This window comes from Pseudoalteromonas luteoviolacea S2607 (assembly GCF_001625575.1).
Lineage (GTDB): Bacteria > Pseudomonadota > Gammaproteobacteria > Enterobacterales > Alteromonadaceae > Pseudoalteromonas > Pseudoalteromonas luteoviolacea_E.
In genome coordinates this window covers 60,332-81,888 of record NZ_AUXV01000003.1, presented here as the reverse complement: position 1 = coordinate 81,888, position 21,557 = coordinate 60,332, and the positions used below count along the sequence as shown (strand labels likewise).

General features: G+C 41.8%; 16 protein-coding genes. 6 read left to right on the top strand and 10 right to left on the bottom strand.

The genetic code is table 11. The annotated features are described in order from the left end of the window. Positions 1-84: 84 nt before the first annotated feature. The 8 genes from N480_RS02635 to N480_RS02600 form a co-directional block, all read right to left on the bottom strand. The gene (locus tag N480_RS02635) at positions 85-1,212 is read right to left on the bottom strand and encodes a glycosyltransferase (protein ID WP_063370982.1); all 1,128 of its coding nucleotides are present in this window, start codon (positions 1,210-1,212) and stop codon (positions 85-87) included. A gap of 200 nt (positions 1,213-1,412) precedes the next feature. Beyond that, the gene (locus tag N480_RS02630) at positions 1,413-1,862 is read right to left on the bottom strand and encodes a GNAT family N-acetyltransferase (RefSeq protein ID WP_063370981.1); all 450 of its coding nucleotides are present in this window, start codon (positions 1,860-1,862) and stop codon (positions 1,413-1,415) included. A 30-nt stretch (positions 1,863-1,892) separates the two neighbouring features. Then, a complete protein-coding gene (locus N480_RS02625) occupies positions 1,893-3,269 on the bottom strand; it encodes a sensor histidine kinase (RefSeq protein WP_063370980.1) in 1,377 nt (458 codons plus the stop codon). Beyond that, positions 3,266-3,931, bottom strand: coding sequence for a response regulator transcription factor (locus N480_RS02620; RefSeq protein WP_063370979.1), 666 nt, complete (start codon positions 3,929-3,931; stop codon positions 3,266-3,268). The genes N480_RS02625 and N480_RS02620 overlap by 4 nt, the downstream gene beginning before the upstream one ends. A 17-nt stretch (positions 3,932-3,948) precedes the next feature. Beyond that, positions 3,949-6,987: an efflux RND transporter permease subunit gene (locus N480_RS02615; protein WP_063370978.1), complete on the bottom strand. Its 3,039-nt coding sequence runs from the start codon at positions 6,985-6,987 to the stop codon at positions 3,949-3,951. Beyond that, the gene (locus N480_RS02610; protein WP_063370977.1) at positions 6,980-8,068 is read right to left on the bottom strand and encodes an efflux RND transporter periplasmic adaptor subunit; all 1,089 of its coding nucleotides are present in this window, start codon (positions 8,066-8,068) and stop codon (positions 6,980-6,982) included. Before N480_RS02610 ends, N480_RS02615 begins: the two co-directional genes overlap by 8 nt. Then, positions 8,058-8,810 carry a MipA/OmpV family protein gene (locus N480_RS02605; RefSeq protein WP_063370976.1) on the bottom strand — a complete coding sequence of 251 codons (753 nt, stop codon included), beginning with the start codon at positions 8,808-8,810 and terminating at the stop codon, positions 8,058-8,060. The genes N480_RS02610 and N480_RS02605 overlap by 11 nt, the downstream gene beginning before the upstream one ends. 172 nt (positions 8,811-8,982) lie before the next feature. Further along, positions 8,983-9,924, bottom strand: a complete 942-nt coding sequence (locus tag N480_RS02600; protein WP_063370975.1) for a GlxA family transcriptional regulator — start codon at positions 9,922-9,924, stop codon at positions 8,983-8,985. Positions 9,925-10,030: 106 nt separating this feature from the next. Between N480_RS02600 and N480_RS02595 the strand changes: the two genes are divergently transcribed. Both N480_RS02595 and N480_RS02590 read left to right on the top strand, forming a co-directional pair. After that, positions 10,031-10,600 carry an HD domain-containing protein gene (locus tag N480_RS02595; protein ID WP_063370974.1) on the top strand — a complete coding sequence of 190 codons (570 nt, stop codon included), beginning with the start codon at positions 10,031-10,033 and terminating at the stop codon, positions 10,598-10,600. A 334-nt stretch (positions 10,601-10,934) separates the two neighbouring features. Beyond that, the gene (locus tag N480_RS02590) at positions 10,935-14,216 is read left to right on the top strand and encodes a two-component regulator propeller domain-containing protein (RefSeq protein ID WP_155732744.1); all 3,282 of its coding nucleotides are present in this window, start codon (positions 10,935-10,937) and stop codon (positions 14,214-14,216) included. A gap of 163 nt (positions 14,217-14,379) precedes the next feature. Here the strand turns inward: N480_RS02590 and N480_RS02585 are convergent, their stop codons facing one another. Further along, positions 14,380-14,589, bottom strand: a complete 210-nt coding sequence (locus tag N480_RS02585) for a helix-turn-helix domain-containing protein (RefSeq protein ID WP_063370972.1) — start codon at positions 14,587-14,589, stop codon at positions 14,380-14,382. 2 nt (positions 14,590-14,591) lie between these two features. Beyond that, positions 14,592-15,107: a DUF2975 domain-containing protein gene (locus tag N480_RS02580; protein WP_063370971.1), complete on the bottom strand. Its 516-nt coding sequence runs from the start codon at positions 15,105-15,107 to the stop codon at positions 14,592-14,594. Positions 15,108-15,243: 136 nt separating this feature from the next. Here N480_RS02580 and N480_RS02575 point away from each other — a divergent pair, with 136 nt between their 5' ends. From N480_RS02575 to N480_RS02560, 4 genes are all read left to right on the top strand, one after another. Beyond that, on the top strand, positions 15,244-17,298 hold the full coding sequence (locus tag N480_RS02575) for an alpha/beta fold hydrolase (RefSeq protein WP_063370970.1): 2,055 nt from the start codon (positions 15,244-15,246) through the stop codon (positions 17,296-17,298). Positions 17,299-17,445: 147 nt separating this feature from the next. Then, positions 17,446-18,123 carry a response regulator transcription factor gene (locus tag N480_RS02570; protein WP_063370969.1) on the top strand — a complete coding sequence of 226 codons (678 nt, stop codon included), beginning with the start codon at positions 17,446-17,448 and terminating at the stop codon, positions 18,121-18,123. A gap of 130 nt (positions 18,124-18,253) precedes the next feature. Next, positions 18,254-19,495, top strand: a complete 1,242-nt coding sequence (locus tag N480_RS02565; protein ID WP_196761437.1) for a sensor histidine kinase — start codon at positions 18,254-18,256, stop codon at positions 19,493-19,495. 112 nt (positions 19,496-19,607) lie between these two features. After that, positions 19,608-21,554 (top strand): DUF1800 domain-containing protein, encoded by a 1,947-nt coding sequence (locus N480_RS02560; RefSeq protein WP_063370967.1) that lies wholly within the window; start codon positions 19,608-19,610, stop codon positions 21,552-21,554. Positions 21,555-21,557 lie beyond the last annotated feature (3 nt).

Genomic DNA, 21,557 nt, shown 5'->3' with positions numbered 1-21,557 from the left:
CTGGCCACTAAAGGGTTATACAAACCCCTTTATAGTGACTAATTAACTGAGCAGACTTCACTCAAGTATAGTTCAAATCAATATCTATAGCGCTTGAATCCAACGCGAAAGCGTTCGCGCTTGGTGCTTTACATTATAATTTTTCTCAGCATACTTACGCGCATTCTCACCGAGCAAATGCTGGTGGTATGGGCCCAACTTCAAAAAAGCTAATAGCATGTTTTTCAGAGCATCGACGCTGTTGGGTGGACATTTCATGCCAGTACTTGAGCTAGTTAACTCATCACATACGGTAATGTTTGACGTTAATATTGGTAAACTACAGGCCATAGCCTCTTTAATATAATTAATGTTATTGACGCTAATAACATCTGCATCAGAACAGTACGGGGTGATCATACCGCTGTACTTGGGTAAATTCTGCAATAACCACTTTCGTGGTTTCTCTCCTAAAAAATGTACTTTTTGATTAAGGCGTAGCTTTATTAGTGCGTTGACCAATTGCTTTTTCATTGGGCCGTTACCGACTATATCTATTGCTACTTCGGTTCTAGCAGGGAGCGCGGCAAGGGCTTTTAGCAAGAACAGCAGGCCTGAGCCTTCAACGATGTTGCCGACAAATATCAGTTTAATTGCACTTTTGTTTTTGATTGTAGTTTTATATTGGGATAAATCTATCCCTCGCTTCAGTACGATAGCGTCTCTGTTTTTGGTCGGTCTCATACTTTCAAGTTCTAATACTGTTAGGTTGCATGTATCAGAGACCCATCGGGCCTGTCTATTTTGGCTGTTAAAGCCAGTAAAGCTGGAGATAGACGCACCAACACAATTTGCGCTGGCTAGGCTCGCGGGATACATTTTATCGCTGGACTCAAAATGCACATGATCGATATTGTTGGCCTTGAGTACCTTGGCAAGTGTAAGCCCTCGGCTGAGTATCGAAAACAAACTACCTGTCTTGTACTGGTACCATACCGACAAACAGCTTTTCACGCTTTTGAAATTTGCTGCCAAACTGACAACATCAGATATGCCACTTGACGGTAAATATTTCAACGTCACGTTTGGTTTGAGGTTTCTAACATTTTTATACTTAACGTTGGTGATAATGGTAACTTGATGCCCCATTTCAGCCAGTGCATTGGCTTCGCTGATAAGTATCGCGACTTCTTGTAGGTTTCGACTATCGGTGTAAATCGCTATGTGTTTCATGCAGGCCCCTCTTAAGTTTTATTAAGAAAGGCTTTACAAGAATTGAACCAATTTTTTTTAACTAAAAAAAACAACAAGCTACATTTCTATACGATTTATATTTCGGCCCACTTTTCATTTTGCATTGCATTTTAAGTACTAAAATAATCCAACCTGAGGACGCCAATGCAGTTAATAAGTTTAGTTTTTGACTTGCTTAATCATGTTTGCTTGGTCAATGCCATAGGCACGAATCGTATTCCCATAAACTCGCTTTCGGGTTCTGTTGCAACAAAGCCATAGTGTTGATAAAAATACTGTGCATTAATTGATGCGCGCAAAGAGATATTCTTGGCGCTAGTTTGTGAAAGGAGTTTATCAAGTAACGTTTTTCCAAGGCCTAAGCCTTGTGCTTCCTTTGCGACAAATAAATGGGTAATGTAATTTTTATCCCTTAATGCCGCAAAACCCACAACCTTGTCGAGTTCTACCGCGACAAATGTATCAAATAGCTTAGTATTGAAGGTTGTTTCTATATCTGGAATGACTCTATTCATATACTCTTGCTGGCCTTGGGTATTAAACTGGGGGAGCACATCAAGCTCAGAGACAGTCGTAATAAGCTCTGTTAATTGTTCAATATCTTGCGGCTCAGCTTGTCGAATTTCCATTTTTACTTCCTTTTACTGCGAGGTATTTACTTAAACTGATTTGTCATAAAAATACACATGGAACGTCGCACCACCCATGTCGTTTTTGCACTCTACATCTATTCGAGCATTATGTGCAACGACTACCTCATGGACAATGGCTAAGCCAAGGCCACTGCCGGTTAATGTTGATTGCTCTTTGCGCCAAAACCGCTCGAACAATTTTACACGGTCCTCTTCCTTAATGCCTGGGCCAGAGTCTTTGACCGATATTCTGTCACTTGCGACTTCGACGATGATTTGCGCACCTTCTGACGCGTGCTTTAATGCGTTTTCTAGTAAGTTTTTAAGCATAATGATTAATGCTGCTTGGTCGCCGATCACTGTTGTATTTTCGTCGATTTCTTCAAGAGCGAGCTCTTTCTTATAGGTTAAAGTAAGAGGCCCTAGGAGCATGCAAACATCTTTTGCAATGTCGGAGACGTTTACAGGCTTATGCAAGTAACTATTTTGGTTTTGTGCTCTTGATAAGTCTAATAGTTGTTCTACGACACGAGTCATATAGGTAATGTCACCCATCAGTTCACAGCCGATCTTATCTGGTAAATTTGCTAACTCTAGTCGAGTTCTTAAAACTGCTAATGGCGTTTTTAGCTCATGTGCCGCATTTGCAACAAAGCGTTTTTGTTCATTGAAGCCCGTCTCAACTCTGTCCATCGTTTCGTTTAGAGCGTTCACAAGCGGTAACATCTCACTGGGTACACCTTCATTGTCCAAGCGTCTATCGAGCTGAGACGGCTCAATGCTGTCTAGTTGAGCTGCTACGTTCTTAACTGGCTTAACAACAGCTTTGATAGATATATACCCGACGAAAATAAATATGAGAAAGGCTGAGACCATTGTCAACGTCAGCACTTGACCTAACATTGGGAGTACGGCTTCGTTAGCCAGTTCACCTATCATGTCATCACGTGCTAGGTCTACAAATAGTGTTCTACCCTGTATTTCTGCCGCAATTCGGTATCTATCAATACCGTTGGAAAATGAATATCCTTCGGGCATCTCCCTTGGTAATGCCAGTAGCGCCGCTGACGTTGCTTGATATGGATTCGATGTAAGTAAGACCTCACCAGTTTGACTATCCGAAACTTTGAATGCGAGGTTATTAAACAACGCATCGTAGCCCCATTTTTTGGCCATGTTAGTCGCAGTGTAAATGAGCTCTCCGTCTTTGTTGAAATGCAGCGTATCGGGAATATCTTCCGCCATGCCATGCATGCTTTTTTCTACGGCAATATTGGCAAAGTTTATGGAAAATAAAAATAGAATACCCGCTATCAAAGCGAACACACCACACCCTAAAACGGTAAAAAGCAGAAATAATTTACGCGCAAGTGAGTCAGTATTGGTGATGTCTATATGTTTCATGACAGGATGTACCCTATACCTCTTATCGTTTTTATTTCTGCACTCGCGCCTGCCTGTTCTAACTTTTTGCGAATGCGATGCATCGCGACCTGAATTGCGTTGTCTGTGACTTCAAAACCCAAAGCGTAAATGGCATCGTAAATCGCCTCCTTACTGACAGTTAAACTGGCATGTCTGATCATGTATTCTAAAATCGCAACCTCGGTTTTACCCATGCTGATGTTGGCCTCGTCAATAAGCACACGTCGAGACTTCGTGTCTACAGCAATGTTGCCGCGAGTCAGTATGTTACCCGCATACTCGACTGGTCTTCGCAGGATTGCTCTGAGTCTAGCCTTTAGCTCATCTATAGCGAAGGGCTTGTTTAAGTAATCATCTGCTCCTAAGTCGAGCCCTTTAATTCTATCTTCAACGCCACCTCGTGCTGTGAGTATCAAAATCGGTATAGGGTTGTTTTTTGCCCTTAATTCGCGGATCACGTCTATGCCGTCGGTATCAGGTAACCCGAGATCTAAAACAAGAGCGTCGTATTGCCAACCGTCGAATAAACTGTGCATCTGTGCTGCGCAGTTTGCTATATCTGCGGCGTGCCCATCTTGCAAAATGGCTTGTTGAATAAATTGTGCAAGTTGTTTGTTATCTTCAGTGATTAAAATTCGCATATGCTTTGACTGTCCTTTTATTTATTGCACTCATTAATTCGTTGAATGTACCTTTTTGGATCAATTAGCCAATTCATCCAGATAGGCATAATGACCAGCATTAAAATCGTAGATGTAATTAATCCACCTATCACAGCCCAGGCTAACGGTGGCCACAAAGGGCTTTGGGACGATGTTAGTGGCAGCATGCCCACAATAGTAGTTACTGTAGTAAGCATGATAGCTCTAAGCCTTGTCTCTACGGCATTGATGATTGCTACATTTTTATCTATCCCTCGTTTTATATCTTGGATGGCTTTGTCTATAAGTAAGATAGCAGTGTTCACTACAATTCCTGTAAGCGCTAAGACGCCAAGCAAAGACATAAACCCAAATGGTACACCTACTAAGGCTAGCATGGTCGGTGCACCAATCGCTCCAAGAGGAATACTTGCCATGACCAATAATGTCAGTCGGTAAGAATTAAATTGCAATATTAAGGCGATAAATAACAATACGAGCCCAGCAGGTAACGCCAGCAGTAAAGCATTATTAGCTTCTTCTGATTCAGCAAACTCGCCACCGAGTTCAAGCGTTATCTTGTGTTTTTCGGCGATATCTCTCAATTCGGGCAGTAACGAAAGAAGCAGAGATTCCTCATCTACACCAACTTTTACATCTGACAATACTCTAATTTCTTCTCTACCATTTCTCCTTGTTTCTACACCTAGCATGCCTTTCACTTGTGCCTCACCAATCAAAGAAAGAGGAAAAAATTCGTTTTGCGCATTGATTACATCTAAAGCAAGAAGTTGTTCGATATCTTGAGTTGAGCTAGAGTCTTGTATGATTAAATCCACCGGCTCAGTCTTATATAAAAGGGTCGATGCATGTAGTCCACTCCCTTGCCATGCTATAAATGTGGCGATTTGCTGCTCAGTTAAATTAACAGATTTCAAAGCTTGTTGGTCTATTTGCATTGTAAGTTGAGGTACGCCATAACTGAAAGCGCGTCTAGTATTTTGAGTTTCTTGTTTAGACATTAACAGCGCCAACATTTGCTCAGCAGCGTGGTATAAATCAACACGTTGCTCGCCAATTAACCTAAGCTCTATAGGACTTTCAATTGGCGGGCCTTGACCCAATTCTCTGGCTACAACCAAAATACTTGGAAATTGTTCTGGCAAAAAGTGATTAAGGCGCTCGACAAGATCTGAAACATCAGCGTCTGGCGTCACCTCAAATACAACTCTGGCGACATTGCGCTCGCCAGGCTGTTGGACCAAGTTGTAGTAAAAACGCGGGCCAGAAGATCCACTAAATGAAAATACGTTGGTTACTTCTGCAAATGAATCAATTGCTTTGCTTACGGCCGTAGCGGTTTGCGTAGTGCGCACTATATCGGTCCCATATGGAAGTAGAATGTCTACATAAGCTTGATTGCGGCTGGTTTTTGGGAAAAATTCGCCATTTTTAGAAGGCAAAACAAGCATCGCGACACAGGTAGCCACGAACATCAAGGAAACCGTTTTTGGCTTTTCCAATGCAAAACCACAGATGTTTCTACCCCAAATGTTAAAGAAGGGTTTTGATTGTTGTTTCACATGGGCAGACTTAAAAGTAAACTTAGCTAGAACGGGAACAAGCGTTAGCGCTACCAAGTAACTGAAGCTGATGCACAGGATCACTAAGATAGGGATCGAAGCAATAAAATCGGCGACGTTACCTGTCGCCAATAGCATCGGTAAAAAAGCAGCTATCGTAGTTACCGTAGCTGTTGCAAGTGGCTTGTAAAGCTCCTTTACAGCCCACTTACACGCGATGAGTTTTGATTTGCCTTGCTCAATGAGTTGGAGGATTTTTTCGGCTAAAACGATGCTGTTATCCACCATCAAGCCCAAAGAAAGTACCATGCCAGCAATGGTCATTTGGTGAATAACGCCCTGACCCGCCGTAAAAACACCGAGAGCGCAAAGTGCGATTGTAGGGATAGAAACCACAACGACAAATGCAGTTCTTACAGACATCATAAGCATCAATACAATAGCGACCCCAATGCAACCGGTAGCAAGTGACGTCAACAAGCCCGATTTTCGCTCATCTGTCCATCTTGGTTGAAACAATACGATTTCAGCGGGGGGGTCAGTATAACGCGCATTGAATCGCTCAATTGTCTTTAGAATTTGCTCACCGACTTCGGTCACCCGTACGGTATTAGCAGGCAAAGAAATTGCTAATCCAACGACTTGTTCCCCTCTCAAAATAAACTGTTCAGGTGCAGTTGGATTTGTTCTGGAATAAATGTCTGCGATACTTGAAAGGGGAACGGCACTGCCATCTGGTAGCTGTAATTGTGTATTTTTAATTTTTTCAACGCTGTCAACTTTTCCTACTGGACTCAGGTTTGTAGTCAGTCCATTTGATTGTAATGTTGCGGCTTTTCCTTCTGGGTTTTCAAATAGACTAGCGATTTCAAAAGGCGACCAGCCTGTGTCGTGCATTGTTTGCATTGAGTAATCTATTACTACTTGCTCTTGAGGGTCGCCAACCAACTTGACGCTCCTGATAGCTTGAACTTGCTCTATTTCAGAGCGTAGTTTTAGGGCCAGTTCTCGTTTTTTTGCAAGTGTATGAGGTCCGTTAATCGCTATCACGATTCCTTGCGTATCTTGAGCTCTATCGTTTACAGATACATTGATTGGGGCAATACTCCCCTCGAGGCCTGCTATATCACTTTTAATTCTCTGCCATATGCTGTCGGTGTTGTATATGTGTTCATCAAGTTCGATGTCAATTGTGGCATTACCGTTTTTTATACGAGCTTGATAAGTCCGAATTTCGTCAATTTCACTGAGCAAACGTTCTATCGGAACAACTGCTTTGTCTCTAATTTGCGAAATAGTCATTCCGTTAGCATTGAGTGAAATAAAACCGTTTCGATATGGAAACTGCGGGTCCTCTTGCTCACTCGCAGTGAACCATCCTGCGATACCGACGAGAACAAAGATGCTAATAATCCCTAAAACGAGCCGAGGGTTTTGGTACCAAGGCTCGTTTATGTCATTCGTACTACTCATATTCGCCCTCTTTAGCGATCATTAAGTTTTTTTCAAGGGTTGATTCTGGTGCGGTATTAAATGCGACGCCTTCAAGCAAGGAGGCCGCGCTTATCAATAATTTGTCACCTCGGGTCGCAAGTAAATTTATTTTATAATGGTACAAACTGTTATCCAGCAAGTAGCTTTGCCCTTCGCTTGTGAAACGCACAGCGCTGGCAGCAATACTGTAAACTCGGCTGTCAGTTAGCGGGATTATAAGCTTCGCGGTCAAGCCTAGTGATTGAACGGTACTTTTTTCTAACTCAACAGTGACTGAAAACAAAGCAGGACCAGAGATTTTTGGGATGCCTTTTTCTGTTACCTTAGCGGTAAGCACCTGGCTCGAAGTTCGCACTAAAACGTGTACAGTATCGCCCACATTGAGGTTGAGAGCGTCTTGCTCAGGAATTGAAAATAAAACTTTTTGCTTACCAGTCTCTTCAAGTCTGATAATAGGCTCGCTGGCAGACACAAATTGACCTTCCCTAGCAAAGAGCTTTGCAATTAGACCATCCTCAACAGCATAAATTGAAATATCCTCGAGTTGATTGAGGGCTTGTGACAGCGAAGCCTTCGCTTCAAATACAGACTCAGCAGACACTTTAGCTACTTTTTGAGCTTGCTCTAACGTGGCAACAGGGACTAAGTTTTGCGTATGAAGGTTTGTGACTCGTTTGAGTTCTTTTCGTGCGTCGTCCGACGCAGCAAAAGCTGCGCTTAGCTGGGCTTTTTTTTGCAATACTATGGCCTCTAAAGAAGGCGAATATAGCCTAGCAAGTAACTGGCCTTTTTTGACATATTCTCCTTCTTTTACAGGCATTGACTCTACCCTGCCATTACTGAATGACGCTATCTCATAACCTTTACTGCTTTGTACCTTGCCATAAAATACCTTACTGGGCGGTGGGACTGGAACTGCATATGCGATTGCATGACGAACTTGCACGGCTTTTTTTTCTGGCACGATTTCCGTTTTGTCTTCGCAGCCCTGCAACACGGCAGCGAAGACTAAATAGTTTAAGGAAATCAGTGTACTTTTAGTAAATTGGCTAAAAGACATAAACGTACCCCAGAAGAACTTGGAAAGTCCCTGACTTGTCCACTAGGGGAGAATCTTTAATGCTACTGTCAAATGACGTGTAACTTATATCGGCCTTAATCATATGGTTTTGGCCAAAAAACCAGTCACTACTGACACCGACTTCAAAGTTTGTTGCACTATCTACTTGGTAGAAGGTGCGATCTGCAGTTGCTTCATTTGCTTTTACACCATAGTAATAGTTGGTCAAATCTTCACTGGCATAACTTGCAGCAATGTAAGGGACTATTCGTCCTTTCTCTACCATGATTGGCAGGCCATAAGAAAGCGTCGCTTCGTATCCTTCATGCGTATTGGTGACGTCCTGTGTGTACTTTAAGCCAAATTCACCGAAATCTGTGTCTATTTCTGCTTCAAGCCCAAAGTCAAAGCTCATGTCCCTATCTTCCATTCCTTTGAATATATCGCCGTCAGCTTGTTCATAACCATCAAGGCGAAGCATACCGGTTGCGGCAAGTTCAAATGAATCTGTTTTAAAAAATGTATATGACGCGTACGGACCTAGCAATCTAAAATCACCATATTCAATTGCTATCGCAGGGACAAATTGTGTTTCACTACCGACGTCTTTGTAACCTTCATCTTGTGTTACAACTGCGCCCCCGAGGCCAAAACGAAGCTCTTCGTCCTGCTCTTGGCCTATAGCCGCTGTGCTGATAGCGATTACGGATGTCGATGCCAAAGCCAATACAGATAGTTTCATAAGTTCTCCTTAGTTTTTTGATAAGTTTGTTGGGCTTAATTTGTCTACGAATAAGAGGATAAAGGGACAAACTTTCTCGAAACTTACAGCCAGAAATTTTTTCAAGCCGGGGTTATAAATACCAAGGCAGAGAGGAGCCAGAGCATGGGTTGGCCTTAAACGGTAACTTTAGTTATTTGCTGTTGAAGAGCGCTCGCCAAGCTTGAGGAGAACAATCAAACTGCGCCTTAAAGTGTTTCCTAAAATTTTGTTCAGAGCTAAAACCGAGCGTTTCGCTAATGGTAGAAATACTCGTTTGAGATGTTTCCAGTAGTTCGAGACTCGCGTTCAAACGCATCATAATTTGCCACGAAACAAAACTTGTACCGTAGTTGGCCTTAAAGTGACGCGTAAATGTGCGTACGCTCATCGAACACAGGCTCGCTGCTTGTTTAACCGTTATGCTATCGGATAAATCTTGTTGAAAGATATCAACTAGTTTGGCAAGCCGGGTATCGCTTGGCTTGTGCACAACAGGGCTTTCTATGAACTGATTTTGGCCACCTGTTCGACTTGGTGGCGAGACCATCATCCTAGCAATTTGATTTGCAAATTTGACCCCATAAATACTTTTTACAATATGAAGGCAACAATCAATTGCTGCCGCACTGCCAGCTGACGTAATTATGTTTTCGTTGATTACAAACAAAGGGTTGGTATCTAGGTCTACACTAGGAAACCGTTTTTTAAAATCGCTGCCAAACTTCCAGTGCGTTGTTGCCTTTTTACCGTCTAATAAACCTGAATATGCTAAGGCATAGGCGCCTAAGCATAATCCAACGATGAGTTTTTTTTGTTTATAAGCATCGAGTAGAAGGTGACGAAAGCTGCTTGCTATTTCTTGTTCAGGTGGCCAACTAGGAACAATAATAATGTCTGCTTGCGCAGCTGCCTCAAAGGTATGCGATATAAATAAATCTACCCCGCCGGAGACCGAAATAGGACCTTTATGTTCGGCACAAACTTTAACAGAAAAACTGTTTTTATCGAAAGTGGCATCGGAGAATATCGCCAGTGGAACTGACAGATGAAACATGCTCATCCCTTCAAAAGCTACAATCGCGACATGCTTCATAAATATGGCCAAATAGTAATGGTAAGTGTCTTTATGGCCATTGTTGCAGAGCTTTTGGCGTATGTACACTTCTATAGCAAATCAATAGCTTTTAACGGGCCTTAAAATGAGAGTAAAAAAGAGTTATCCGGTAGCAGACAAAATTTTGTCTAAATACATAAATACGATTGGAGAAGATTTTACCGGCTACAAAAACCACGTTATGCGTATGCTTAATTATTGTCATTATTTACATGAGAATTTAGATCAAGCACAGAGCGAAAAATTACAAATAGCAGCTGCGTTTCATGATATTGCGTTATGGACCCACAAGCGTGTCGACTATCTCGTGCCTTCATACAATGAATGTAGAGCGTACTTGGCGAGCAACGATCAGGAAAATATTGCTGATGAAGTACAAATCATCATTGATATGCACCATTTGATTAAAACCTACCACGGCCCCTATGAGGAATTAACCGAGGTATTTAGAAAAGCCGATCTTGTGGATTTCTCTGGTGGTGCAATTAAATTTGGCATAGCGCCAAGTTTTATTAAAACAGTAAAAGCAGCTTTACCTAACGCGGGGTTTCATAAAACTCTAATGCGATTCACACTCATTCAGTTATCACGTAAACCCTGGGATCCATTTCCTATGATGCGTTGTAAAAATCTATATAATAGATCTTCTAATTAACCCAGAGAGCGCTGAGGGTTTTCAAACGAGCAATCGATTGAGACGTATTTAGCCCAAGCGCGCTTAATTAATTTGCAAGCTGCTATACATATGAGCGCGTTTAAACACACCCAAAAAACTAAGCTTTGCCCTGATATCCTTACCATTTATTAAATAATTTTATGTGATACTATATCTCTTCGTAGTATGCCTCCCTTTCTTTTGCTTGATCTTTATTATTTCTTCTATAAGAGGCTAGAATAGAACTAAATCATCAAAAAGGGCCAGTATACAGATACTTAGTGCTACGACTCGACTTATAAATGTTAAGCAACCTGCTTTGGGAACTCTATTTTTGTATCAACTAGCCGTATTTTTGTTGTGTCTGATGGTGTCGTGTTTTGTTGCGGCACAAAGTACGTCTGTCGACGACGCTGTTTTTGAAGTAAAAGTACATAAAGTCCAAACCGCTGTTTGGCAGAATGTGTCAACGCTTTCATTACCATCGGGTAAGCCCTCTCTTGAACTTGCAACACAAATAGATTTGGATAGACCAAAATCGGTAGGCTGGATAGACGCAAATCGATACGAGTTTAAAGACAATACAATATCATATGAATTAATTCCCAACGCGACGTTTGATCAAGTTACGCCTGCAAGGCCTTTCAATCATTGGAGCAAAGTAAAGTCAGCTCAATATGAACTCAATACTTTGTCTGATATTAGACACTTTTCTCCTCGGCAAGGTTTACCTACGGGATCGGTATACAAAGTAGCGCAAGATGCACAGGGAGTACTTTGGTTAGCAACAAATGGTGAGGGAGTATGCCAGTATATCGCCGACTATTTTAGGTGCTTTACCGATGTGCATGGTTTGAGCAATAACCGTGTCTGGGATATAAAAATGACCGACTCAGGGTTATTTTTGTTGGCGACAGACAGAGGCATAAATACTTTTGATGGCAAGTTTTTTTACACTCTAAAGGCTGAGGAAGCAGGCTTTAAAGAAAAGATTAATCGTATCGCTGTGCTAGGCGATACCTTCTATTTTTCAAGCAATGCTGCACTATATAAATTCCGAAATAATACACTGGTAAAAGTTAATGGACTTAAACCTATAGGCAAGATAAATGATTTGGTTGTGGACAATGGCAAGCTCTGGATTGCTTCGACAACCGGATTGTACCGTCTTACGGAAGATCGACTGTCTACTGTTGTTTTTGAAAATCGCTGTGATGGTGCAGTCACGTCAATAACTAACACAACAAATAGAATAACGGTGGCTGTAGCCAACGATGGTATTTGTGCATTGGATAAGGCGAGCCAAGACGTACATTATTTATCAGGTATTGGCTCACTCAATGTCACCGCCCTGTTTTTTGATGAAATACAGAATACACTTTGGATTGGCGACGACAGCAAAGGCGTTGTTAAGGTAAAGAATGAAAGTGCTTACGTTTACAACAAACAAAACGGCTTGAGCGATCAACATATTCGCGGGTTAATGCAAGATGCGCAGGGCCATATTTGGGTCTCTACTTATGGTGCAGGTATCAATAGAATTAAGGAAAATGGTTTTAGGCTGCTAACAAAGCGCAGCGGTTTACGACGTGAACGTGTTAGTGCGTTAGCCAATATAGACTCCAAATTATGGGTTGGCCAGTACGGTACGGGCATTCAGGTCTTAGATAAAGGTCAGTGGTTAGAACCCAGCCTTAAATTGGACAATCAATATATTCACTCTATTGCACAAGATCATGAGGGCCGAGTTTGGGTTGGCAGTAGACAAGGCGCAATGGTACTAGGCAATGAGCGTATATTGCACCTTTGGCATGATCTCGGTCTACAAGCAGATATAGTCCATCAAATTATTAGGGCGCCAAATCAGTGTATGTACATGGCAACGGCGAAAGGGCTTTATAGAAGTTGTAATAATACGCTACAGTTTTTGGATCTTGCTAAAGAAGAATACGTTATTGACGTGTTTTCAGATAAAAGTGAGCGAATTTGGTTTGTGACCAACGGTGGCGGGACCTACTACCTCGAAAATGATTATGTATACAGGTTCACAGAAGCGACTGGTTTAGCAAGTGATTGGGCATATAGTATTGCTCAAAGTGACGATAACACTATGTATATTGGTTCTCGCCGAGGTGTCTTGGTTTTGCAATCGCAAGGAAGAACGTGGAGAGGCAGACATATTGGTATGACTGAAGGGTTGAGCAGCCATATTGTTTTGGGGTTGAAGGTTCACAACGATTACCTGTGGATTGGGACAGAACGAGGGAATAATCGACTGAAAACGGAGCATATATTTGATAACGCACTACCGTTAAGAATAGACTCGTTTGCCTATGACAATGGCTATTTGGCTGTAGACGCTACTTTAAATACAGCAGTGTATTTAGATAACACTTTTTACTGGGGCTCAGGTAGTGGCGTGACCTATTTCGACCCGAGCAGTTTAGATTTAAATGCCAGTTTACAAAGCAGGATCTTAGAGGTTTTCTCCTTAAGTGACTCTGGGCCTCATCAACATGCGCCTGGTAAAAGTTCCGTTGAGCAGTTTGTCGAGTTTTCCCCCAACACATTGCAGATATTTTTTAAGTTCAGTCACAATGATTGGGCAACACCTGAGAGAGTTTTATATCAAACGCGCTTACTGGGAAGTAGTGAAGCTTGGAGTGAGCCTGCTTCTTTGAGTGAAATTACCTATAACCACCTGACCCCTGGACAGTATGAATTCCAAGTTAGGGCAATTACTTCGAGCGAGACCGGTGAGCCGACAAGTTATTCGTTTATCTTGTTAGCGCCTTGGTGGCAAACATGGTGGGCTTATTCATTACTACTGTTTACTACTATATTGCTTATTTATGTCGTTATTCAGTGGCGATTTAGCTTTTTGGCAAAGCAACAGCGAATTAAAGACAGAGCTGAGTTTTCAGAGGCGTTATTAGAAAGAAAAAAACAATTGTTAGCAGAAGTGTCTCATGAAATTCGTACACCTTTAAGTGTATTGAAAATGTCTATTGAAGGTCTCGAGTACAATCTGCTTGAAGACTCCGAAAAAACGTATCAATTGTTGCATCGCAGGATCGGAGATATTAACTTGCTGGTTGCAGATATTGATCAGCTAGCCAGTACAGAGCTCGATGAGCGCGCATTAAACCTAGAAGATGTATTGGTTAAATCATGGTTAGAGTCATGGTGTAATGACGCTAAAGGAAGAGTATCTCAGCAGCATGGGTATCACTTTGAAACCGATCTAGACTTACCCAGTTCCACAACTATTAGTGCTGATAGAGATCGACTTACTCAAGTGCTTACAAATCTTTTATCAAATAGCCTTCGATACACCGCGTCGCCCGCAAAAATAAAATTTGCGGCGAAGTTATCACAGCAACAATTACTAATTTCGTTATCTGATAGTGCGCCAGGTGTATTAGAAAACGAGCTGGAATCAATATTTGAGCGAATGTATCAGAGTGAGAAGAATAAGTCGTTATATAAAGGTGGAACCGGCTTGGGTTTAGCCATTTGTCAGGACTTAGTCGTGCGTCACGGTGGAAGTATTGTTGCTCAGCACAGTGAATTTGGGGGATTAAGTGTCATTATTAGGCTGGATACACTGCAGTAAGTAAACGTGCTTAGCAGCTGGATATTTAGAAACTGACAATGCACCTAAAGTGGAGCGACCATACAAGGCAGCCACATAAGCCATCACAAAAACAGCCTATGTGGTACTTGATGCATACTAATGGCTAGATGTAGACTGCCTTTTTGGTTTCTTGCTAATGTATTCACACGTCTTTTTTAAACGCTAAGATATCCCCAGGTTGACACTCTAAGTAGTTGCAAATTGCTGCAAGCGTTTCAAATCGAACGCCTTTTACTTTGCCTCGCTTCAATAAAGACAAATTCGCTTCGGTGATACCAATGGCCTTCGCCAACTCTTTTGACGATACTTTGCGCATGGCCATCATCACATCAAGATTTACGATAATTTCCATGACTAAATAAACTCTTTGTTTTCGTCTTCAAGTTCTTTTGCAGCTTTGAGTAGATGCGCAATAATCGCTAGCAAGATCAGCGTAGTGAGGTATCCGAACTCTACCTTTACAACTATGTCTGTCGATGCGTAGAACTTTGAATGCCACATACCCATTGCGAAATTAAGCAACGTCCCATACAAAATGGAAGTAATTTTGGTCCAAACAAACCCGATATAGCAGCGAAAAGATGTATGACTAAAAAAGTCACCACGTTGAAACTCTAATAGTAATTTGTTCATCCAGTAAATACTGAAAAACACCAAAAACAGTGTTGGTGCAGAAAGTAAAAACAAGATAGTCCGACTGACATCATTTGACTCCCACAACGCGATAAATGGGCTGCTATCAATGTATCTGACTTGCCCATTTAAAATCAGTTGGTAGCCCATAAAAAGCAGCACAATTGCGGAAACTCCGAGCATTGACCATCTGACGGTTTTGCTGAGCTTTTGCACTTTATATGCGTATGGTGACATATACATCTACTCCTAACTTTCACTCAGTTTATATTAACACATAAAAATATTGCTGTAAAAAAACATAAAATTATCGTTTTACAATAATAAATATTCATGCAATGATGTTTTTAGGTTGATTACGGAGTATCTCACTATGACAGACAAATTTTCTTTGATTAAAAAGTCACTTATCAGCGCAGCGGTGTGTACCGGATTGCTTTTATCTGGTTGTGGCACGACATCTGACTCGGCGAAACCGGTTGAATTTCAAGCTGCTAAACATACCCTGGTACCTGTCGAAGTAATATTCGATAAAAGTGAGATTTTTGGCGTCTCGATGTCTAAAGACAGTAAATGGATAGCTTTTATGAAAGTGCATGAAGGCGCACAAAACCTTTTTGTGGTGCCGCAGGAGGGCGCGTTAAGTCAGGCAATCCCCTTGACTAACTACGGCGATGGCATTGATGGTTTTCAATGGTCCTCAAGGAAAAATGAGTTAATTGTTTTCAGAGACTTCGAGGGAAATGAGAATAGCCAAATTTTTCGTTTAAATTTCAAAGAAGAGTTAACCCTGCCCCCTACCGTTGAGCGGTTAACGCCCCATGATGATGTTAATTATGAATTCGAGGCACAACTTAGCGCGTCTCCAGAAATGCTGGTGATAGGAGCTAATCATGACGATAAAAGTAGAATTGATTTGTTTCACTTGAATATGAAAACAAAACAAATGACCAATGTCTTCGAAAATAAGCTCGGGTTCAATGGGCAATTTATCAATGACGAAGGTCAAACAATTCTGGGCTCAAATTTAAACCGGGATAATTCCAGTACACTTTATAAGTTTAGCAACGGCAAGTGGGTGGAAGTGATGACAACATTGCCAGGAGAAACGTTCGATTTTCATAGCTACGACAAAGACTCAAATACGGCATATATCAGCGCTGATATACAGGGCAGAGACAAGCAAGAGCTGTTATTAGTTGATTTGTCTACTGATAAAATCACGACAGCGCACAAAGACCCACTAGACCAGTCAGATTTACATCATATTGTGTTTGATCAAGGTGGAAAGCCGTTGATTGCTTCTTACTATGGCGGAAGGTTAAGAAACTACCCGTTGACTGAAACTGCGACAAATGTGCTGTCGCAAATTCATGCTAATTTTGATGAAGACGTTGATATCTTGGTCGACAAGATAGACCACCAGCAAAACCAGTGGCATATTTCGGTGTCATCAGCTCAAAGGCCCAAACGCAAATTTGTTTATTCTGCGAGTAGTAAACAATTTATCGATTTACTGAATCAAAAACCAAAGGTTGATCCTAACTTGTTAGGTGAAAGAAAAAGTATTACTTACACCGCAAGCGATGGCCAGCAGATCCAAGCATACTTGACTCTACCTCGACAATCACAAGTTGATTTGCCTTTGATTGTATTACCACACGGTGGCCCATGGCATAGGGATTACTGGGGTTATAGTAGTGATTACTTTGTGCCATTCGCTCATTTCTTTGCTAACAGAGGTTATGCCGTATTACAGCCAAATTTCAGAGGTTCTTTAGGGTTTGGTAAGCAGTTTACAATGCAGGGCGAGCGTAATTGGGGAACTGGGTTAATGCAACAGGACTTAACCGATGGCGTTCACTTCTTAATCAAACAAGGGATCGTCGACTCGAAACGTGTCGGTATTATGGGTGCCTCGTATGGAGGGTATGCCGCACTGGCGGGTACCACATTTACACCGGATTTATATCAAGCCGCGATTTCCTATGTTGGACCGTCTAGCTTAATTACATTGGTTGAGTCTTGGCCAGAAGTGTACCGTCCTTACTTAGGCACTTGGTTCAAGGCGGTTGGTGACCCGCTAATTGAATCAGATAGAGTTGACATGGCATCCCGCTCGCCGATTAATTTCGTTGATCGAATTAAAACCCCTTTGATGTTGATCCAAGGCGCAAATGACCCCCGTGTAACGCAAATAGAGTCGGACAACATAGCTAGAGAGTTGCATAAAACTGGTCGTCACGTTGAATACATATTGGCAAAAGATGAGGGACACGGTTTTAAAAAGCACAGCAATAAAGTTGCAACAGTCATCGCGATGGAAGCCTTCTTTGCCAAGCATTTAGGTGGCACCAAGTCGGAAAATGTAGATATGGAAATTAAAGCGCACTTAGCGTCTTTAAAAGTCGACACGAGCAAGTTGTAACAGTCAATTGTAAAGCTAACTCAAAAAGCCAAAATACGCATGCAGGTCAGCAATACGCTGACCTTTTTATTTTCCTTCCATACAAAATTGTATCTCTGTCATTGGTTTTAATCGGTTACACTGTAAAAAAAGAAAACTAATGATGATATGAAAGTACTAATTGTTGAAGATGATTTTGATACCGCTGACTTTATTAAGCGTGGTTTAGAACAAAATGGTGATGTAGCACATCATGTAGGTACCGCTCAACAAGGTATGATACTTGCGACCTCTGAAGAGTTTGATGTCATTATTTTTGACCGATTGCTACCTAATATGGATGGGATCGACGCAGTCCGTATTTTGAGAGGCAGTAACGTTGCGACGCCTATCATTATGTTAACGGCTTTAAGCGAAACCGTAGATCGCGTATCAGGTTTGGATGCCGGCGCAGATGACTATTTAGTGAAGCCGTTCGATTTTTCAGAGCTATATGCAAGACTCAAAGCGTTAACGCGACGCCAGCCCCTTAAGCAAGAAGCCCTCTCTCTCAGCATTGGTGATTTGGTGCTTGAGCGCACTGCTCGTAAAGTTTCACGACGTGGTCAAGCGCTAGATCTTAACCCTAAGGAATACCAAATCCTCGAATATTTAATGATGAACCCGGGGCAATTGGTTACCAAAACCATGTTATTAGAAAAGGTCTGGGGATTTAATTTTGACCCTAAAACGAGCCTTGTTCAAACGCATGTTTCTCGTTTGAGAAATAAAGTTGACAAACCTTTTGAAACTGAATTGATAAAAACCATTCGTGGTAGCGGATACATTCTTTCTGATCATGACTAATCGATTAAAAACCTACGACTTTAAAAACGCCTGTTTGTTTACTGGTGTGATTTTTATCATCTGCTCTGCCCTCTTTGCTCTATGCGGCACTTTCATTGTTAATTCTATTACTCAAGAGCAGGAATTAGAATTGGCAGAGCTAAGCGAAGAGCTTAAATCCCAGTACGAAGAACATGGTTTGGATTGGATACTAGATGACTTAGAGTTAGACGACAGACCTATTTGGGGTCGTAATGAAAGCCTAGAGCGGTTAGACGAACATGACAATCTATTTAAAGTTGTTCAGGCGAACCGTTTGTTGTTGGGCAGCCAACTTAGCTTTAATGCGGATGATAACCCTACATGGCAAACAATAAGCTTCGATAGCCCTCAGCAATTTGATGTGCTCACAATTCGGATTGACTTAGGCGATGCACTGCATGTAACTATGTTACAGCCAAAGAGCTATGAAAGTCGTTTTATTGCCGCTGCGATTTGGCGTTTATATTTTTATTTCATTAGTCTGTTTGTCGTTTTTGTGGTGTGTACGATTTTATTTATACAGTATCAAAATCAGGCAAAATTGAGCCAAACCAAAAAGGCGCTAATAGAAATTGCAAAAGCTCCTGATTCAACGCGATTACCCGTGCCCAAAAGAGCATCCTGTGATCGCGATATTGCTGAAAGCATAAATGCTATGTTGGATGCGATAGCTGATTTACACGGTAATATGAAAACGATGTCAGTGGGCATTGCGCATGATTTGAAAACACCGTTATCGAGAGTGGCAAACCGATTGCAAAGCATGCAGCATGACATAAATGATCCAAATTTAATTGAAACGCATTTGAACCATGCAAGCAATGACTTATCTGCCGTTATTTCAACCTTTAATAATTTAGTTCGTCTTAACAGCATTGAGTCGGGCCAGCATAAAGAAAAGTTCGTAAAGCTTAATCTATCAGAGCTTATATACGATTTAGCACTGAGCTATTTACCTGTTTTTGAAGATTCAGGGCGAATATTGGAAATTTCCACAGTGAATGATGTAATTTGCTTTGGCGATGCAGACTTACTTAGTCAGTTGATTTGTAATTTGTTAGAAAACGCACTTGAGTACAGTAACAATGATGCGCATGTATGGGTACGCTTACAAAGCCACACCGGCTCTGCGCTATTGCAAATAGGTGATAACGGACCTGGTATCGCGAAAATCGATCAGCCTCATGTCTTTGAGCGGTTTTACCGCGCTGACATTAGCCGCTCCAAACCCGGAAATGGCTTAGGGCTGAGCATTGTTAAGGCAATCTGTCAGGTTCATGATGCAAGGCTTGATTTATTGCCTGAACAAAAAGGTGCAGTTTTTAACATAGAAGTACCTACTTCTAATTAATAATTGCTAATAATACAATTTTGTATGCTTGTTGTATGACAAGTGTAAAACACAAAACCGGCATATGGCTCTACACTTATTAAAGTTACAATAATAAGCATGGGGCCAGATCATGACAGTAAAAAGTACCATATTGTACTTTACCTTTGCGCTATTAATCAGCCAGTTAACAGGCTGCGGTGGCGGTGGAGGCAGTGAGCAAAACAACAATAGTAATGTTTCAAACAACGCATCTAACCAAAACTCAACTTCAGTGCAAAATAATGCCGATAATAACAACAGTCAAGGGGGTGATAGCAACACTGATAACAGCGGAGATTCTTCAGGAGATCAGGGGGATGCCGACCAAGGTGGCTCCAACCAAGGTGGCTCCGATCAGGATAACGGAGATCAGAGCGATTCGACTCAGTCTGACGAGACTTTTTCATCAAAACAGCAAGTTTCTCGGTTCATACAGCAGGCGACATTTGGCGCAACACCTACGCAAATCGTGTCCTTGCATGAAAAGAGTGCTTCTGATTGGCTCAAAGCGCAAATGGAACAACCTGCTAGCCTAGTTTTGCCTTCGGTAGTCGCAGCAGCACCAGATGACCCAGACGATGGATTTAATTTATTTCACATAGAACAAACATCATTGGCTTTTTGGCGAAATAGCATCGCAGGTGAAGATCAACTCAGGCAGAGAGTGGCGTTTGCTTTGTCAGAGCTCTTAGTGGTTTCAAATGCTGGTGGTGAAGTGTTAACTGACATTCCAGAAGCCGTTGCAGCTTATCAAGACATTTTGATTCAAAATGCTTTTGGAAACTATCGCCATATACTAGAGTTGGTTACTTACTCTCCTGCTATGGGACACTACTTAACTTATATGGGGAGTGAAAAAGGAAATGAACAAACAGGCAGGATGCCTGATGAAAATTACGCTCGAGAATTGCTTCAACTGTTCACGCTTGGCATCGTTGCGCTTAATAAAGATGGCAGTGTAAAACTGAATAGTGAAGGCGCTCCGGTGGAGCTTTACAACAACACTGACATTACTGGTTTGGCGAGAGTGTTTACGGGTTTAAATCTAAATGAGGATGATCCTGAAGAGCTGATCAACACGCGATTTACCAAGCCGATGCAAATCTTTCCTGAATCCCACTCAGAAAAAGAAAAAGTATTCTTAGGGTTGACCATCCCCGCAGGAACCGGTGCAAAGGCCTCTATCACACAAGCATTAGATCATATATTTAATCACGCAAACTTAGCGCCTTTTGTAAGTAAACAGTTGATTCAAAGGCTTGTTACTTCAAACCCAAGTCCAGAATATACTTCGCGCGTGGTAAATGCCTTTGAGTCTGGAAGTTTTGAGTTACCTGATGGTTCAAGTGTCGGGTCATCAGGTAGAGGCGATCTCGCAGCAACATTCGCCGCAATTTTGTTTGATGAAGAAGCTCGAACGCAAGCGGCAGAAAATGGCGGTAAAATACGTGAGCCTATTTTACGCTTTACCCATTGGGCAAGGGCATTCAATGTGGAAAATATTGAACCTAAATATATTCCGCAATTATGGGAGACGGGTGCAACAGCAGATTTAGGACAACATCCCTATCGTTCTCCGAGCGTGTTTAATTACTTTCGTCCGGGATATAAAGCGCCGGGCAGTAAAAGTGCAGAACTTGGCTTAGTTGCGCCTGAATTGCAAATTACAAACGCAAGCTCCATTCCCGGCTATATAAACTTCATGACCTACTTTGTCATGGGTCAGCAACAAGAAGCCGATGTTGATGAACTAAAAGAGGAATTCGATGAGATAGGTGTGGAGTTCGATCTCCAGGAGGCGTTGCAGAGTTTTAGACCCAATTATGACCCACTACTAGAAATTGCAGACTCCCCTACTGAGTTAGTTGCCTATTTAGACTTGCTATTGTGTGCTCAGCAGTTAAGTGATCAAACTAAACAAAATATCACGACTGCGCTATCCAAAATCCCAAGCGATGAGGATGATGGTTTTTTGCCTCGTGTTCATTTAGCAATTCTTATGGTGATGTCTTCGCCTGATTATTTGGTTCAAAAATAGGAG

Coding starts and splice junctions, on each gene's coding strand:
- N480_RS02625 (WP_063370980.1), bottom strand. CDS start 3,269: ATGAAACATATAGACATCACCAATACTGACTCACTTGCGCGTAAATTA.
- N480_RS02600 (WP_063370975.1), bottom strand. CDS start 9,924: ATGAAGCATGTCGCGATTGTAGCTTTTGAAGGGATGAGCATGTTTCAT.
- N480_RS02575 (WP_063370970.1), top strand. CDS start 15,244: ATGACAGACAAATTTTCTTTGATTAAAAAGTCACTTATCAGCGCAGCG.
- N480_RS02635 (WP_063370982.1), bottom strand. CDS start 1,212: ATGAAACACATAGCGATTTACACCGATAGTCGAAACCTACAAGAAGTC.
- N480_RS02620 (WP_063370979.1), bottom strand. CDS start 3,931: ATGCGAATTTTAATCACTGAAGATAACAAACAACTTGCACAATTTATT.
- N480_RS02595 (WP_063370974.1), top strand. CDS start 10,031: ATGAGAGTAAAAAAGAGTTATCCGGTAGCAGACAAAATTTTGTCTAAA.
- N480_RS02610 (WP_063370977.1), bottom strand. CDS start 8,068: ATGTCTTTTAGCCAATTTACTAAAAGTACACTGATTTCCTTAAACTAT.
- N480_RS02615 (WP_063370978.1), bottom strand. CDS start 6,987: ATGAGTAGTACGAATGACATAAACGAGCCTTGGTACCAAAACCCTCGG.
- N480_RS02560 (WP_063370967.1), top strand. CDS start 19,608: ATGACAGTAAAAAGTACCATATTGTACTTTACCTTTGCGCTATTAATC.
- N480_RS02585 (WP_063370972.1), bottom strand. CDS start 14,589: ATGGAAATTATCGTAAATCTTGATGTGATGATGGCCATGCGCAAAGTA.
- N480_RS02605 (WP_063370976.1), bottom strand. CDS start 8,810: ATGAAACTATCTGTATTGGCTTTGGCATCGACATCCGTAATCGCTATC.
- N480_RS02630 (WP_063370981.1), bottom strand. CDS start 1,862: ATGGAAATTCGACAAGCTGAGCCGCAAGATATTGAACAATTAACAGAG.
- N480_RS02570 (WP_063370969.1), top strand. CDS start 17,446: ATGAAAGTACTAATTGTTGAAGATGATTTTGATACCGCTGACTTTATT.
- N480_RS02580 (WP_063370971.1), bottom strand. CDS start 15,107: ATGTCACCATACGCATATAAAGTGCAAAAGCTCAGCAAAACCGTCAGA.